This window comes from Lysinibacillus composti, assembly GCF_016908465.1.
In the GTDB taxonomy this organism is placed as follows: domain Bacteria; phylum Bacillota; class Bacilli; order Bacillales_A; family Planococcaceae; genus Ureibacillus; species Ureibacillus composti_A.
Window position 1 is genome coordinate 1 of the sequence record NZ_JAFBDY010000010.1, and the last position, 14,133, is coordinate 14,133.

At 39.8% G+C, this 14,133-nt stretch carries 12 protein-coding genes; 8 read left to right on the forward strand and 4 right to left on the reverse strand.

Annotated elements, in window-relative coordinates; translation table 11 throughout:
* The first annotated feature begins 752 nt into the window (after window positions 1-752).
* The 4 genes from JOD29_RS11645 (at window position 753) to JOD29_RS20455 (ending at window position 4,927) form a co-directional block, all read left to right on the forward strand.
* Window positions 753-953 (forward strand): hypothetical protein, encoded by a 201-nt coding sequence (locus JOD29_RS11645; RefSeq protein WP_124765161.1) that lies wholly within the window; start codon window positions 753-755, stop codon window positions 951-953.
* 70 nt (window positions 954-1,023) lie between these two features.
* Window positions 1,024-1,713, forward strand: a complete 690-nt coding sequence (gene sfsA, locus JOD29_RS11650; protein ID WP_124765163.1) for a DNA/RNA nuclease SfsA — start codon at window positions 1,024-1,026, stop codon at window positions 1,711-1,713.
* Window positions 1,714-1,882: 169 nt separating this feature from the next.
* Complete coding sequence (locus JOD29_RS11655; protein ID WP_124765165.1) at window positions 1,883-3,709, forward strand: hypothetical protein; 1,827 nt, start codon at window positions 1,883-1,885, stop codon at window positions 3,707-3,709.
* 360 nt (window positions 3,710-4,069) lie between these two features.
* Window positions 4,070-4,927, forward strand: a complete 858-nt coding sequence (locus JOD29_RS20455; protein ID WP_124765167.1) for a polyadenylate binding domain-containing protein — start codon at window positions 4,070-4,072, stop codon at window positions 4,925-4,927.
* A gap of 241 nt (window positions 4,928-5,168) precedes the next feature.
* Here the strand turns inward: JOD29_RS20455 and JOD29_RS11665 are convergent, their stop codons facing one another.
* Window positions 5,169-5,651 carry a C40 family peptidase gene (locus JOD29_RS11665; protein WP_124765169.1) on the reverse strand — a complete coding sequence of 161 codons (483 nt, stop codon included), beginning with the start codon at window positions 5,649-5,651 and terminating at the stop codon, window positions 5,169-5,171.
* Window positions 5,652-5,833: 182 nt separating this feature from the next.
* Between JOD29_RS11665 and JOD29_RS11670 the strand changes: the two genes are divergently transcribed.
* Complete coding sequence (locus JOD29_RS11670; protein ID WP_124765171.1) at window positions 5,834-6,853, forward strand: pirin family protein; 1,020 nt, start codon at window positions 5,834-5,836, stop codon at window positions 6,851-6,853.
* Between the two features lie 54 nt (window positions 6,854-6,907).
* Here the strand turns inward: JOD29_RS11670 and JOD29_RS11675 are convergent, their stop codons facing one another.
* Both JOD29_RS11675 and JOD29_RS11680 read right to left on the reverse strand, forming a co-directional pair.
* A complete protein-coding gene (locus JOD29_RS11675; RefSeq protein ID WP_124765173.1) occupies window positions 6,908-7,135 on the reverse strand; it encodes a hypothetical protein in 228 nt (75 codons plus the stop codon).
* A 3-nt stretch (window positions 7,136-7,138) separates the two neighbouring features.
* Window positions 7,139-7,459, reverse strand: coding sequence for a YbjQ family protein (locus JOD29_RS11680; protein ID WP_124765175.1), 321 nt, complete (start codon window positions 7,457-7,459; stop codon window positions 7,139-7,141).
* Window positions 7,460-7,641: 182 nt separating this feature from the next.
* On the opposite strand from JOD29_RS11680, the gene JOD29_RS11685 reads away from it, so the two are divergent.
* Window positions 7,642-8,367 carry a 3-ketoacyl-ACP reductase gene (locus tag JOD29_RS11685; protein WP_124765177.1) on the forward strand — a complete coding sequence of 242 codons (726 nt, stop codon included), beginning with the start codon at window positions 7,642-7,644 and terminating at the stop codon, window positions 8,365-8,367.
* A 1,469-nt stretch (window positions 8,368-9,836) separates the two neighbouring features.
* Here JOD29_RS11685 and JOD29_RS11690 read toward each other — a convergent pair.
* Window positions 9,837-11,999: a carbohydrate-binding domain-containing protein gene (locus JOD29_RS11690; protein ID WP_124765179.1), complete on the reverse strand. Its 2,163-nt coding sequence runs from the start codon at window positions 11,997-11,999 to the stop codon at window positions 9,837-9,839.
* A 157-nt stretch (window positions 12,000-12,156) separates the two neighbouring features.
* Here JOD29_RS11690 and JOD29_RS11695 point away from each other — a divergent pair, with 157 nt between their 5' ends.
* A complete protein-coding gene (locus tag JOD29_RS11695; RefSeq protein WP_124765181.1) occupies window positions 12,157-12,843 on the forward strand; it encodes a response regulator transcription factor in 687 nt (228 codons plus the stop codon).
* Window positions 12,836-14,125 carry a sensor histidine kinase gene (locus JOD29_RS11700; RefSeq protein ID WP_124765183.1) on the forward strand — a complete coding sequence of 430 codons (1,290 nt, stop codon included), beginning with the start codon at window positions 12,836-12,838 and terminating at the stop codon, window positions 14,123-14,125. The genes JOD29_RS11695 and JOD29_RS11700 overlap by 8 nt, the downstream gene beginning before the upstream one ends.
* Window positions 14,126-14,133 lie beyond the last annotated feature (8 nt).

Sequence of the window (14,133 nt, forward strand, 5' to 3'; positions counted from 1 at the left end):
ATCCTCTTTTCTAATGTTTATCGTCGTTGAAAACATTGTATCCAAGAGGGCATAAAATGACTCTTTTCTTTTTACACAATTATATGGACTTAATCGTTAACCGTTCTAAATCAGGGTGAAATTCAAAGGTTTGCATGAGATAAGGGAAAAACATTCCTTTATTTCGGATAAAATATCGGCAATTTTTAAAATAAGGGAAATTTCTTCCGTTAAAGTACCGAGAGGCATAATATTGGGCAGATATAAGGGAAGAAAATTCCGTTAACCGTTCTAAATCAGGGTGAAATTCAAAGGTTTGGATGAGATAAGGGAAAAACATTCCTTTATTTCGGATAAGATATCGGTAATTTTTAAAATAAGGGAAATTTCTTCCGTTAATGTGCGGAGAGGCGGCTTATTGGGCAGATATAAGGGAAGAAAATTCCGTTAACCGTTCTAAATCAGGGCGAAATTCAAAGGGGCGGATGAGATAAGGGAAAAATGTTCCTTTATTTGGCGGAAAATATCGGCAATTTTTAAAATAAGGGAAATTTCTTCCGTTAATCTACGAAGAGCAGGCTTAGAAGTCCAAATAGGTGTTGTCTGCCCCTCTCCGATAAAGCTCTATTCCAGTTGCATTGTAAAATCTACCAATGCAGTTGAATTTATCATATAAAATTGAAGAAGTTCGTCTATTCTTTGCAAGGCGATGTGGATTTTCGGTAAGATGAGCCTGTGGAAATACAACATAACATCAAGAGGAGGTACTACATATGAAAAAACTAGGGTATTTGTTAATGTTTTTTGGAATTGTATTATTAGCCGTTTTCTTGCTCGCTGATTTAGAGATGACGTTTCAGTTTTGGCTCATTGGCTTTTTAATTAGCATGCTTGTTTCGGGTGCAGGCATTGTGCTGTTAATTTTAGATTTATGGAAAGCCATTAAATTAGAAAAAGCCAATAAAGTTAAATAGATGGTTCATCTTCATCAGCCACATCTTCTCCCCAAAAAATACTATCAAAAATATACCGGGAAGTGAAATTGTGAAGTACGAAAAAATTGTACATGGCCAATTTGATCAACGAATTAACCGCTTTATCGCTGAAGTGACGATCGATGGGGGAAAGGAACGCGTTCATGTAAAAAATACAGGTCGTTTAAAGGAACTCTTTCTACCAGGCGCGGACGTTCTTTTGGAAGAGACGAACAATCCGAATCGAAAGACAAAATACTCCCTCACTGCTGTGATGAAACAAGGACGTTGGGTAAATATTGATTCACAAGCTCCGAATAAAGTGGCTTTTGAGGCGGTTCGGAATGGAAAAATCGCGGAAATTGGTGAGGTAACCGCGATAAAAAGAGAAGTGACCTATGGAGCATCCCGCTTCGATCTTTATTTTGAACAAGGCGATCAAAAAGGGTTTATTGAGGTGAAAGGTGTTACGTTAGAGAAAGAGGGAATCGCGATGTTCCCGGATGCACCAACAACTAGGGGCACAAAACACGTATTAGAGCTCGCAAAAGCAGTCGAGGAAGGTTACAAGTGTGCGATTCTTTTAGTTGTGCAATTAAAAGGCTGCCAGGAATTTGTCCCGAATAGAGAAACGGATCCAGCCTTTGCGGATGCGCTATTGCAAGCCTCAGAAGCAGGGGTGCAGATTTTAGCCTATGATTCGGTTGTTACAGAGGATGGATTAGTGCTTGATCAGGCAATTCCCGTAAACTTGGTTTAACTTTCCGATACTTAAAGCTTTAAACCAACAAGGGTAACGTCTATAAATGATAAAAGGCATTTTCTAGAATGATATTGTATAATGGATAGAATTGGAAAATACTAGATTTATAGAATGGCTCAGCAACGGTTTTGAACGGTAAAATTCAGTGCTTTAAGAGGAGGAAATGATGGGCTTTAAAGATGAATTTAAACGTGAAATGCGTAACGCAATGAAGGATTTAGAGAAAGAAGTACATAAGACGTGGAAGATTGATTATAAAGGACATAATATTGAAATCATTAATCAAATAAAAGAAGAGATGCTCGTGATTGATGGTATTACGGTCGATAGAAAAATGCGAAAAAGTATTCTCTCGCATATTAAACCGCATTCGAAATTATCTGGGATGCTTCAAATGCAAGATGGCACAAAGCATAAGGTGACGGTTAAGATTGGTGGATATGTACGATTTAATTGTGTTGTAAAAGTGGGGAATGAAACCATTTTAGATGATTCGCTTAAATTGGAATTCCTTCCGTGGGATCATAAAGAAAAGCTGGTTCCCTTCATCCAGCAACAAGTTCAAACAAACCATAAAATCATCAATGACCGGTTGCCAGATGAAGAATATTTATATGATGAAAATCATCCGCGATTTGCTGCGGGCTTATCGGATAATTTTGCAGATGAAACACCAACGCCGTTTTATGCAAAGAAATTACTCAAGCTCTTTGAAGAACAGATAAATGACCCGACAACCAAAACCCGAAAAGCAACATATGAAAAAATCATTTTCGATCAGATTGCGAGCTATGGGAATGAGTTTATCGAACGATTCCGGGAAGCAGAATTAGACGAAACGCTTGTTCAGCAAGAGGCGTTATGGCTTCTTGAGCACGCGGCGCATCGGGAAGTTGTAAAATTTGCTATCACCGTATTAGGTTGTACGAATTGTGAGAAATATAAAGACCTCTTATTCACTTTAGGGATGCATGAGGAATTTACCATATATGTCGTTTTTGCGTTGAGAAATGGCACCATTCAGGCAAACGAACAAGTTTGGAAACTCGCTCAAGAACTTCAGGGTTGGGGGAAAATCGCAGCGGTAGAACATCTAGATGCCTCTACGCCAGAAATGAAACATTGGTTACTGACAAAAGGCTGTCGCAATGAAATTATGGATGAATATTTAGCATATACATGTGCCATCAATGGAGAACTTGACGTAGCTTTATACGAAGAAATGATTTCAAAAGAGCTATATGATGGGGCAAGTGTCATAATCGAGGCACTATTAAGTGAAAATGCCTCCCAAGGGATTGATGATTACCCCTATGCAAGCGCCATTCTTTCACGGTTGGTCTTTCATGCTAGAACGCACTGTCAAAGGTTAGAAGACTTTTATCCTCTAATGAAAATAAGCGAATTTTTAAATGCTGATCAAGAAATTTGGAATGAACGCTTCAGAGACTCGTGGAAACAACATGAATACAATTCTTTGCAGCAGGCAATCCAACCATTTATAGATGATCCGAAATGGCCACAACTTGCAATGGAGTCGCTACTGCAAGGAAGTAATTATAAAACGATTGAGATCGCTCGTTTTTATCAGTTAGATGTGACGCAGAATTTGTTTGATTTGCTTGAGAAAGAGCCAACAAAAAGTGAATTATATTTAGCGATTATGGATACAAACAAGCGTGAACATATTCAGGCGCTCTGCACATTTGCAGAAACCCATTTATTCTTATCAAGTTTTTCAAATGATGAAGAAGTATGTGTGCACTGTATCGTTCAAGATTTACATGAGTACGAGGGCGTGGGGCTACCGTTGATTCAAGCTGGGCTGCAATCAAAGAATAAAAGCTTGCAGTATCATGCACTAAGTGTACTAAAGAGTTGGTCCCCAGCTTTCTCGCAACAACCTGATATTCAGGAACTAATTAAAAACATTGCCACAACAACAAGTGATAAAGAAGACCGACAACTAGCAAAACAATTGTTAACGAAATAATGGATCAAACAAAAAACTACTGAAATTTTCAGTAGTTTTATTTTTGGGTGTACCTTTAGGCTAATAATTTTTGTAAAGGTAGGAGAATGATGGTGTTGGGGGAAATCCTAATTTTTTTCTAAAATTTTTCTAAGAGTCTAGTCTGTTCGCAAACACCCACATATACTACTTTTAGTAAAACTGTTTTTCTGGAGATGATGTTCGATTCCGGGCATTAGCAATTCCATTTTGAACTCATAGCCGTGGTGAATTGAAATAATTAGTTATTCGCCAAGTGTTTTACTTTTCATATTTCAGATGAATTGCATATCTTAATGGTGTATTGATTAATAACTCCATGAAGTATAGGTGGTGAATTTTGTGGTATTTTATCAGCCGGATCCAAGAAGGAGACCACCAACGACGAATAATAGTCAAAGAGTTGGACCTCCAAATTCAATGAGAATGCCGGAACAAGCATATTTTGGCCCAAATCCAATGAGAATGCCAGATGAAGCGTTTTTCAACCCAAATCCAATGAGAATGCCGGAACAAGCATATTTTGGCCCAAATCCAATGGGAATGCCAGATGAAGCATTTTTCAACCCAAATCCAATGGGAATGCCACGTGAAGCATCTTCTCGCCCGAATTCAACGAGAGGACCGCGAGAAACATATTCAGGCAGAAATCCAATGAGTGGGCGACGTGAAGCATATTCAGGCCCGAACTCAATGAGAGTGCCACGTGAAGCAACTTCAGGTCCGAACTCAACGAGAGGGCCACGTGAAGCATCTTCTCGCCCGAATCCAATGGGAATGCCGGGTGGAGCAAGTTTTGGCCCGAACCCAATGGGAATGCCGGGTGGAGGAAACTTTGGCCCGAATCCAATGGGAATACCCGGTGGAGGAAACTTTGGGCCGAACCCAATGGGAATGCCGGGTGGAGGAAACTTTGGTCCAAATCCAATGGGAATGCCTGACGAATCCTATTTTTTACCTGAACCAATGGGAGGACCAGGAGCGAATTTTTACCCTAATCAGATGAGGGGACAGTTTAATCCTAATGGTCCTTATCCACCGCCACAACAACAACCACCACAGCGTCCAGCGTCCATGCTCCAAAAATTACCGGAGCATATAAATGCAATTAATGGCCATATGGGAACAATACAAAATGGGATAAATTTAGTTAGACAAATCAGTTCGTTATTCAGTTCGTTTAGAAGACCGGCTAATTAATTGAATAACTGTGAAAAACGCAAGAAATCACTATCCTTTTGAAAAGAATAGTGATTTTTTATTTTTTATATAAAACTCTCTTGGATGAACGGGATTTCGGAGAGCTTCCAATGGGATTTGTCGTTCATAGCCCTGATGAACGGCATTTCACCTGAGTTTTCATCGAGATCTACCGTTCATCCCGAAAATAACAGCTTATCACTTGGAGATGCAACCGGATAAGCTGTTCAAAAAGCGAATTCTATTTAATCACACGCTTAGCGCCTACGTAACGATCCTTCCAATACTGGTCGCTTATTTTAACAATTTTAACGCCTTTAGTCGTAACACCAGTAAACGTACCATCCCCATTGTAAATTCCGACAAAGGATACTTTTCCTTTTTGACCTGTAGCGTAGAAGACTAAATCGCCTTGTTGTAATTCATTTTTCTTAACGGATTTTCCGATTTTATATTGTTCCGCACTTGTTCGTGGGATCTTTAAGTTGGTTGCAGCATTTTTATAGATGTATTGCGTAAATCCACTTGCATCAAAGCCTTTTGCCGTCGTTCCGCCCCATTTGTAAGGTGCATCTACATAACGTTGTGCTGTTGCTGATACTTCTTCACCGTAATTAATGGATGCCGAAGCACTGGATGCCAGACCGAAAATCATTGTAGCCAATAAAACAAAAATTGCGCCGACAGTTACTGCCCATTTTGGAAATTGAAAAGACAAAGACATGCTAAACCCTCCAAATTTCAATTTTTTTGACTTACAGATTAGTAGACGGATGGATTGAATAAAAGTGACATCATTTTTCGAAAAGTTCACTCTTTTATATGCTGTACGGTTGAGCATACAGCACTTCCATTTTTCCTTTAAATGTTACACTACAGATACAATCAACAAAATGGAGTGAGCAAATGACAACGAACAAAATACTTGGTAAACAACACTTAGGTTTCCAATGGCAAACGGAAGATCCATTTTTAATTACGGTTTATCATAAAGATCTTTATCCAACAGGGAATGAAGAACAAGGGGTGGACCCGAAATATCTTGTCGGAAGAAACTTAGGCGAGGATTTTGAATTGCGTGATGGCTTTCGAATGTACCACGGGGATTCTGTTCCAGGTTTTCAAGCACATCCACATAAGGGATTTGAAACAGTGACAGTCGTGCAGGAAGGATTTGTTGACCATTTTGATTCTACCGGTGCGAAAGGCCGTTATGGCAATGGGGATGTGCAATGGTTAACAACAGGGAGTGGGTGCCAACATACCGAAATGTTCCCGCTCGTATATTCGGACAAGCCGAATCCACTAGAATTATTTCAAATTTGGCTGAACCTACCTGCGAAGGGAAAGTCCGCAAAACCAGAATATCAAATGCTTTGGGCAGAAGATGTTCCAGTAATCGAACAGGAATCAGTAAATGGAGGGAAATCTACTGTTCGAGTAATCGCAGGACGATTGAACGGAAAGGAAAGCCTTGAACCAAATAGTGCTTCATGGGCAAAAGACCCGAACCATCATGTTGGAATTTATCTTATTCGAATGGAACCCGAGGCAGCTTTCACTTTACCTACAGTTTCAGAAACGTTAAATCGAAATCTTTATTTCTATGAAGGGGATACGATTGAAATCGATGGGGAGGCAATAGCTTCATTAAATCGAGTCAAACTAGCAGGGGATCAAGAAGTCAACATAACAAATGGTTCTAAAGAAAGCTATCTATTAGTTCTAGAGGGTGAACCGATTAATGAACCCGTTGTACAACAAGGGCCATTTGTGATGAATTCAAGGGAAGAGATATTCGCGGCTTTTCAGGAATATCAACAAACTCGTTTCGGGGGATGGCCATGGGGACGTTATGATCCTGTAAATGAACGAGACGCCGGACGATTTGCACAGCATTCGGATGGACGGATTGAAAAACGATAAAATTAAAGTGCCGGCCACCCAAACTGTACAGAGTTGTTTGAGTGACTGGCACGTTTATTTTTCTTCCTTATAGTAACGCTCACCGGTCTCGGGATTGTAGTAAACCACTAACTTTTTCCCGGTGCTTGGGTCAATGGAGACCTCGTTTGTACGCTCGAATCCTTTTGGCACTTGCTGTCCATGTTTCGTTTTAAAGCGAGTATCCCAAACGAACCAAGACCCGATAATCAATATAATAAGAAGGATGATTTGGATACCATAAAAACCGATAATCCACGCCATTGTTTACGCCTTTTCCACACGTACTGCTGTACCATATGCAACGATCTCACTCATGTTCTGACCAATTTCACCGGAGTCAAAACGCATCATAATAATCGCATTAGCACCCATAGCTGTAGCGTTTTTTACCATACGATCCATCGCTTGTTTTCTGGCATCTTCAAGCATTTCCGTATACTGATTAATTTCTCCACCGACAAGCCCCTTTAAAGAAGCAACGATATCTTTACCGATTCCTCTAGCTCTTACAGTTAACCCGAATACTGGACCTAACACTTCTGTCACTTGGTGGTTCGCAATATTCTCCGTTGTAACGATAATCATTCAATTCCGCCCCTTAACAAATAATCATTACATACAAATTAGTTTATGAATTCACAGGATAATGATGCAAAATTTAATAAATAAGCATCGACAAAATTAGGTGGCGTTTAATTATGGACTGCGAGCTATAAATAGTATAATGAGACCGACGATAGATTCAACTTCGAAGGGAGTCATTAAAAATGGCACAAGAATTAAATGGAAAAACAGCATTCATCACAGGTGCAGCAAGAGGGATTGGGAAAGCGACTGCGCTTCACTTAGCAAAAGAGGGCGTTAACATTGGCTTAATCGCAAGAACGGAGTCTGCTTTAAAAGAAGTGGCATCAGAAATTGAAGGATTAGGGGTTAAAGTTGCGTATGCTGTTGCCGACGTATCTTCGAAAGAGCAAGTAGAGGCAGCTGTTGCTTCGTTAACAAATGATCTTGGCACTACGGATATCCTCATTAACAATGCAGGGGTCGCTTCCTTTGCTCCTGTTTTAGAGATGGACCCGGAAGAGTGGAAAAAAATCATTGATGTGAATGTAATGGGTACATACTATGTGACGCGTGCTGTATTACCTCAATTAATTGAGAAAAATGGTGGCGACATCATTAATATTTCGTCAACAAATGGATTAGGCGGGGCAGCAACGGCTAGTGCCTACAGTGCATCAAAATTTGCAGTGATTGGATTTACAGAATCATTAGCGCAAGAAGTTCGCCGTAACAATATTCGGGTTTCCGCGTTAACTCCAAGTACAGTGGCAACGGACTTAGCGCTTGATTTAAATCTAATTAAAGAAAACAATGAATCGAAAATCATGCAACCAGATGATATTGCCGAATTCATCGTTAGTCAATTAAAACTAAATCCAAGAGTTTATGTGAAAACAGCAAGCTTCATCGCAACAAATCCATTCTAATTAGCGATTTAATGAGCCTTCATCATTTATGGGATGAAGGCCTTTTTAGTTGGTGAATGCGGGCGGAAATGTCTTGATGAAGTGGATGAAGACCAATTTTGCATGAGGTAAGGCGTAAAAAGGTCTTCATAGGATTGATGAAGACCAATTCAGCATGGATGTTGGAGTAAAAAGGTCTTCATGACTATGATGAAGACCAATCCGGCATGAGGCAAGGTGAAAAAAGGTCTTCATAGCCTAGATGAAGACCGCTTCAACTTGGAAGTAAGAGTAAAAAGGTCTTCATGACTCTGATGAAGACCAATCCGGCATTGGGTAATGTGAAAAAAGGTCTTCATGACTATGATGAAGACCAATCCGGCATGGGGCAAGGTGTTAAAAGGTCTTCATAGCCTGGATGAAGACCAATACAGCATGAGGTAAGGGGTAAAAGAGTCTTCATAGCCTTGATGAAGACCAATCCGGCATGAGGTAATGTGAAAAAAGGTCTTCATAGCTTGGGTGAAGACCACTTCAACTTGGAAGTAAGAGTAAGAAGGTCTTCATGACTGTGATGAAGACCAATCCGGCATGAGGTAATGTGAAAAAAGGTCTTCATAGCTTGGGTGAAGACCACTTCAACTTGGAAGTAAGAGTAAGAAGGTCTTCATGACTGTGATGAAGACCAATCCGGCATGAGGTAATGTGAAAAAAGGTCTTCATAACCAGGATGAAGACCAATACAGCATGAGGTAAGGGGTAAAAGAGTCTTCATAGCCTTGATGAAGACCAATACAGCATGGGGTAATGAGAAAAAAGGTCTTCATGATCCCGAAAAAGTTCACTTCCACTAGAAAAAATACTTCATCCCATTGACGTGAATCAAAATAATAGGCTGTGTCCATTGGAGAATAGAGTATTCCTGTGGCACAGCTTTTTTATTGAAAATTATTTTTCGAGAAAAGGAAAAGAGACTACTTTCTCCTATAAGTTGCTCGATTCGATCTATGAAAGGAAAACACGATTCTTACATTACATTAGTGTTACAGAGAAATTCATAACGATTGAGATAACAACATTGAAGATTGAATAATTTGTCAATCTAATTGACGAAATGGGGAATTCAGCAGAATAACTTTCTGTAAACTAAGTTGATGAATAATCGCGAGTAGTAAGTTCGTAATTACTGGTCCAATTCAACTCTAAGTCATACTTGTAAACTATTTTGATAAAATACTCTCAATCATACTAAATGCTTTATTAATATAAATGTTTAGGAGTTTTTCTTTTAGTCTTGGGCTAAGATTTTTCACGTGCTGATTCTGTTGGACAAGTTCTCGCTTTCTTCCTGGTGCAATATTCAGTAGTCCATGGTCTCGCTAAATTCGAATCACCGTTTGAATTTATACCTAAATGAAAAAAGGAACTTAGAATCGAATCTAAGTTCCTTTGTATTTAATCCTCTAAGAAGACCTGCCGCCAACATCATTCTAAGGTTGAACGGGTTCTTTTCCTTTATCTCCTGTTGGACCACCGGATGGAGCTCCCTCTGGACCACCACCCATTGGGCCACCAGTTGGAAATTCTATTCCTAGTTCTTTAAGTTGTGCTTGTGCTTCCTCTTGTGTAATGGTTCCATTCATTTGTTGTTCCATAATATTTTGGAGTTTTTCACGAGTTTCTTCATCTAAATCTGAGAACATATCTTCACGATTTCCAGGTGCGCCACCATTAGGACCTCCCATTTTTCCTCCAGGACCGCCCATTCCACCAGGTCCCATTGGTTGTGCTTCTGTGACGCCTGTTTCGTCTAGCCATGTAATCGTGTCAGCAATCGTAAATTGTACGACACTTGTCCCGTTTTGATAGCTTCCGTCTGAATACAAACCGTTAGTTTCTGTACCCGATGCTGTTCCTCCTGAGGAAAGGGTATAGGAAGTATCCTTCGCGAGTTCTGGCGAGCTGATGACCGCTGTTTGATAGTCTTTTTCAGGTGCGAATGTAGCAATGGTATTTCCTTTGTCATCTTCTAAGTGAAGAAGTGTTCCTGCTTTTTGTATTTCAGGGTAAGTCATCAAGATCGCATATTGTGAAGACGTATCAGAAGTGGGCATTGCCATCCCTGAACTTCCTGTCGCGATGAGGAAGCCACCACTTTGTTCAAAGCTTTGATCATAATCTAGGGCCCCGTTAAAGTTATTCGTTGGACCGCTTACAATCACTGTTCCGTCTGTCATTGCAATAGACCCATTCGAATCAAGTCCATCGCCGGCTGCATTCACATAAATTAAGCCGCCACTAATGGAGAGGAGGTTGTCTTCGCTATTTTCTGTTGCAGCAAAGTCTCTTCCTGAACTATCGTTACCTCCACCAATATTGATGCCGTCATCTGCCGCATCCACCCGAATTTTCCCGTCCGCAATTGTAATGGATTTACTTTCTAACCCTTCATAACTTTTTGTTACATTAATATCTCCACCTTTGATTAAAAGGGATTGATCTGCATGTATGCCATCATCACCTGAAGCCACATTCATAGATCCTCCAGTAATCGTGATGGAGTTATTACTATGAACCGCATCATCTAAGGAATTCAGTGTAAAATTCCCTCCGCCAATGGCCACTTCTACGGCAGCTTTTAATCCTTTAGCACTATCCTTGTTTGTCTCCGTGCTAGTAGTCGTTGGTGTTTCGAAAGGTGACATCGGGTTATTTTCATTTGTTTCAATCGTTTCTGGACTGCCTCCACCTGTTGTGATATCGAATTTCCCGTTAGCAACAAGAAGTGTTGTTTCTGCCTGAATGCCGTCGTTAGTAGCCTCAATGTTGAATGTGCCGTCTTCAATCGCAATCAGTGCTTTATCAGCATCTTTATCATTTGTGGATTTGATGCCGTCACCGCCAGCATTAATTTGAATGTTGCCTTCTTTTACCGCTAGGAGGTCACGTCCGATTATCCCGTCATCCACGGATTCAATTTGGATGGTTCCACCAGTAATTTTTAATTCATCCTTAGAGGTGATGCCGTCATTAAAATTACCGTTCACAACTAATGTTCCAGAGCCGTTTATTGTCAAATCGTCCTTGCTAAAAAGGGCAGCATTAGGCTCATCATCATCGGATTTTTCATATACATAGTTGTCGCCATCGCTTAAAACATTTTTAGTGTCATCTTCTAAAGAGATAACTGTTTTTCCAGCGTTCTGTACAAAAATAGGTGCACTCGATGAAGAATTAATCTCCGCTTCATTTAGGACAAGGCGAACGTGTCCATCATCTTCTGCATCGACGATAATTTGCCCATCATTTAGCTTACCACTAATTTCATAGACGCCAGCTGCTCGAATGGTGATGGAGCTCCCATCAATGACTACTGCGCCATCTCCTTTAAAGCTCGCACTATCTCCATTTAACTTAATCGAAGTAGCATTTTTCCATTTTGTATAAAAATCTTCGTCGTCATAGGACACTTTTTTACTAATGACACTAGCGATTTCTTGATTACCAATTGTGCTTAAACTTTCTGCTTGGCTCACTGCTGGATCACTGGAGGATTCAGTTTCCTCCTCCTTATTGTTGCTACAACCAAACAATAGTGCTGTACAAAGAAGAGGTGTTGCAGCCTTGAGTAAATTAGCTTTTTGTTTCTTCATGAATAACCCTCATTTCATTCAACTTTATAAAATGTTGATTGGATAGATGTTATTATCACGGACGAACCTTAAACAAACCTTAAAAAAAGTAACGTTTGCATTTCTTGGGGATATTTCTATAATCAAACGTATCAAATAAAAAAATGGGAGCTCTAAAATGAAGCTATTAATAATTGAAGATGATCGACTTCTTTCGGATTCAATATGTGAAACGATAAAAGAAGTGTTCGAAACCCAGCAGGCCTTCGATGGGGAAGAAGGGTTATTTCTCGCTGAGCAAAATATTTTTGATGTGATTATTTTAGATATCATGCTTCCTTCTATGAATGGGTATGAAGTATTGAAAAATTTAAGAAAGCAAAATATTATGACGCCGGTGATTATGTTAACGGCAAAGGATGGAATTGATGATAAAATTCAAGGCTTCAAAGTAGGGGCCGATGATTATCTAGTGAAGCCATTCCACCGGGAAGAGTTGTTGCTAAGACTGGAGGCAATGGTGAGAAGGTCGGGCGGATTATTAAAGGAGAATACCATCGCGTTTAAGGAGATAAAGCTAAATATTAAAAATAAAACAGCCGAGATTCATGGAGAAATCCTTAAATTAAATGGAAAGCAATTCGATTTGCTAGAGTACCTCATTAATAATAAAAACACTATCTTAACGAAAGAACAGATTTTCGATCGGATTTGGGGATTTGAATCGGACACGTCCACTACTGTCGTAGAAGTGTACGCCAGCAACTTGCGAAAGAATTTGAAAAAGTTCGGCTATGACCAGTACATTAAAACGTTTCGTGGGTTAGGGTATATGCTATCGGATAGTGGGGGAGAAGATGTTTAATAATAAGATTTTCAGGAAACAACAGCTGAAATTTATGCTCTTGAACCTCATTGCTTTTACGGTGATCTTTACAATCTTTGGATTTATTATTTTCGGCCAAGTCCAAAGAACATTGTATTCACATGCGGATGAAGAACTTTTACTTATTAAAGAAAGATTCACTGATGATGTGGGGGTCAAGTTTAAACTCCCTTCAGGAGAAGCGGGAGACCTTTCTCCAAAAGAGCGAAAAGGGGATGGACCAAACCCCAGAATTCTCATCATTCATTGGGGCCATGATGGGAATATTTTAAATAAAGGCGAAATCGGAACTTTATTATACGAAAATTATTTGCAAGATTACGAGTTGGATAAAAGCGGAATGGACGAAATTACGGCGACGACGATTAATGAGTTGTACCATTTCCGTTATATTTTATTTGAAGACACGAATAAACAGGATGACGTTGCGTATACACAGCTCTTAATCAATGTGGATGCGGAACAAACGATTATCTCCAATTTCGTAAAACTAGTAACTATTTGTTCAGTCATTTTCATTATTCTCTCGATTTCCGCAAGTTTCATTTTATCGAAAAAGATGATGAAACCGATTATTCATTCTTGGAACAAGCAGGCAGAATTTGTGGAAGATGCGTCCCATGAACTGCGAACGCCATTAACGATCATTCAAAATAAATTGGAGTTGCTGCTTCGTTCGCCACAAGAAAAAATAGCGGATAAATTTGAGAATATTGCTTTGAGTCTCTCTGAAACCCGTCGTTTAACGAAACTGACTTCGGATTTATTAACTTTAGCTAGGGCAGATTCGGGAGAGACAGAGCTTACGCTAGAGACGGTTCACGTAGATACGTTTCTTCAGAATGTTTGCGTGCCATATCAGGAAATTGCCGAATCCCAAGAGAAGCACTTTTGGCTAAATTTAAAATGCCCAATTGACATGAAAGCCGATAAAGCCCGTCTCCACCAGCTGTTAGTGATTTTAATTGATAATGCCTTAAAATATACGAGTGAACATGACAGTATTGGCGTTACGACTTATGTAGAGGATCAAAAAGTAGTGATTGAGGTAAGTGATACAGGGATGGGGATCAAAGAAGAATATCTTCCGTATATTTTTGATCGCTTTTATCGAGAGGATAAAGCAAGGTCAAGGGAAACCGGCGGAGTAGGGCTAGGATTATCCATCGCCAAATGGATAGTCGAGAAGCACAGAGGCACAATTAAGGTAATGAAAAATCAACAAACAGGCACGACGTTTATTATTAAACTTCCGAAGTAAGGCTGGGA

Bases quoted from the DNA above. Each gene is read 5' to 3' on its own strand.
- JOD29_RS11645 (WP_124765161.1), top strand. From the start codon at position 753: ATGAAAAAACTAGGGTATTTGTTAATGTTTTTTGGAATTGTATTATTA.
- JOD29_RS11655 (WP_124765165.1), top strand. From the start codon at position 1,883: ATGGGCTTTAAAGATGAATTTAAACGTGAAATGCGTAACGCAATGAAG.
- JOD29_RS11665 (WP_124765169.1), bottom strand. From the start codon at position 5,651: ATGTCTTTGTCTTTTCAATTTCCAAAATGGGCAGTAACTGTCGGCGCA.
- JOD29_RS11670 (WP_124765171.1), top strand. From the start codon at position 5,834: ATGACAACGAACAAAATACTTGGTAAACAACACTTAGGTTTCCAATGG.
- JOD29_RS11675 (WP_124765173.1), bottom strand. From the start codon at position 7,135: ATGGCGTGGATTATCGGTTTTTATGGTATCCAAATCATCCTTCTTATT.
- JOD29_RS11680 (WP_124765175.1), bottom strand. From the start codon at position 7,459: ATGATTATCGTTACAACGGAGAATATTGCGAACCACCAAGTGACAGAA.
- JOD29_RS11685 (WP_124765177.1), top strand. From the start codon at position 7,642: ATGGCACAAGAATTAAATGGAAAAACAGCATTCATCACAGGTGCAGCA.
- JOD29_RS11690 (WP_124765179.1), bottom strand. From the start codon at position 11,999: ATGAAGAAACAAAAAGCTAATTTACTCAAGGCTGCAACACCTCTTCTT.
- JOD29_RS11695 (WP_124765181.1), top strand. From the start codon at position 12,157: ATGAAGCTATTAATAATTGAAGATGATCGACTTCTTTCGGATTCAATA.
- JOD29_RS11700 (WP_124765183.1), top strand. From the start codon at position 12,836: ATGTTTAATAATAAGATTTTCAGGAAACAACAGCTGAAATTTATGCTC.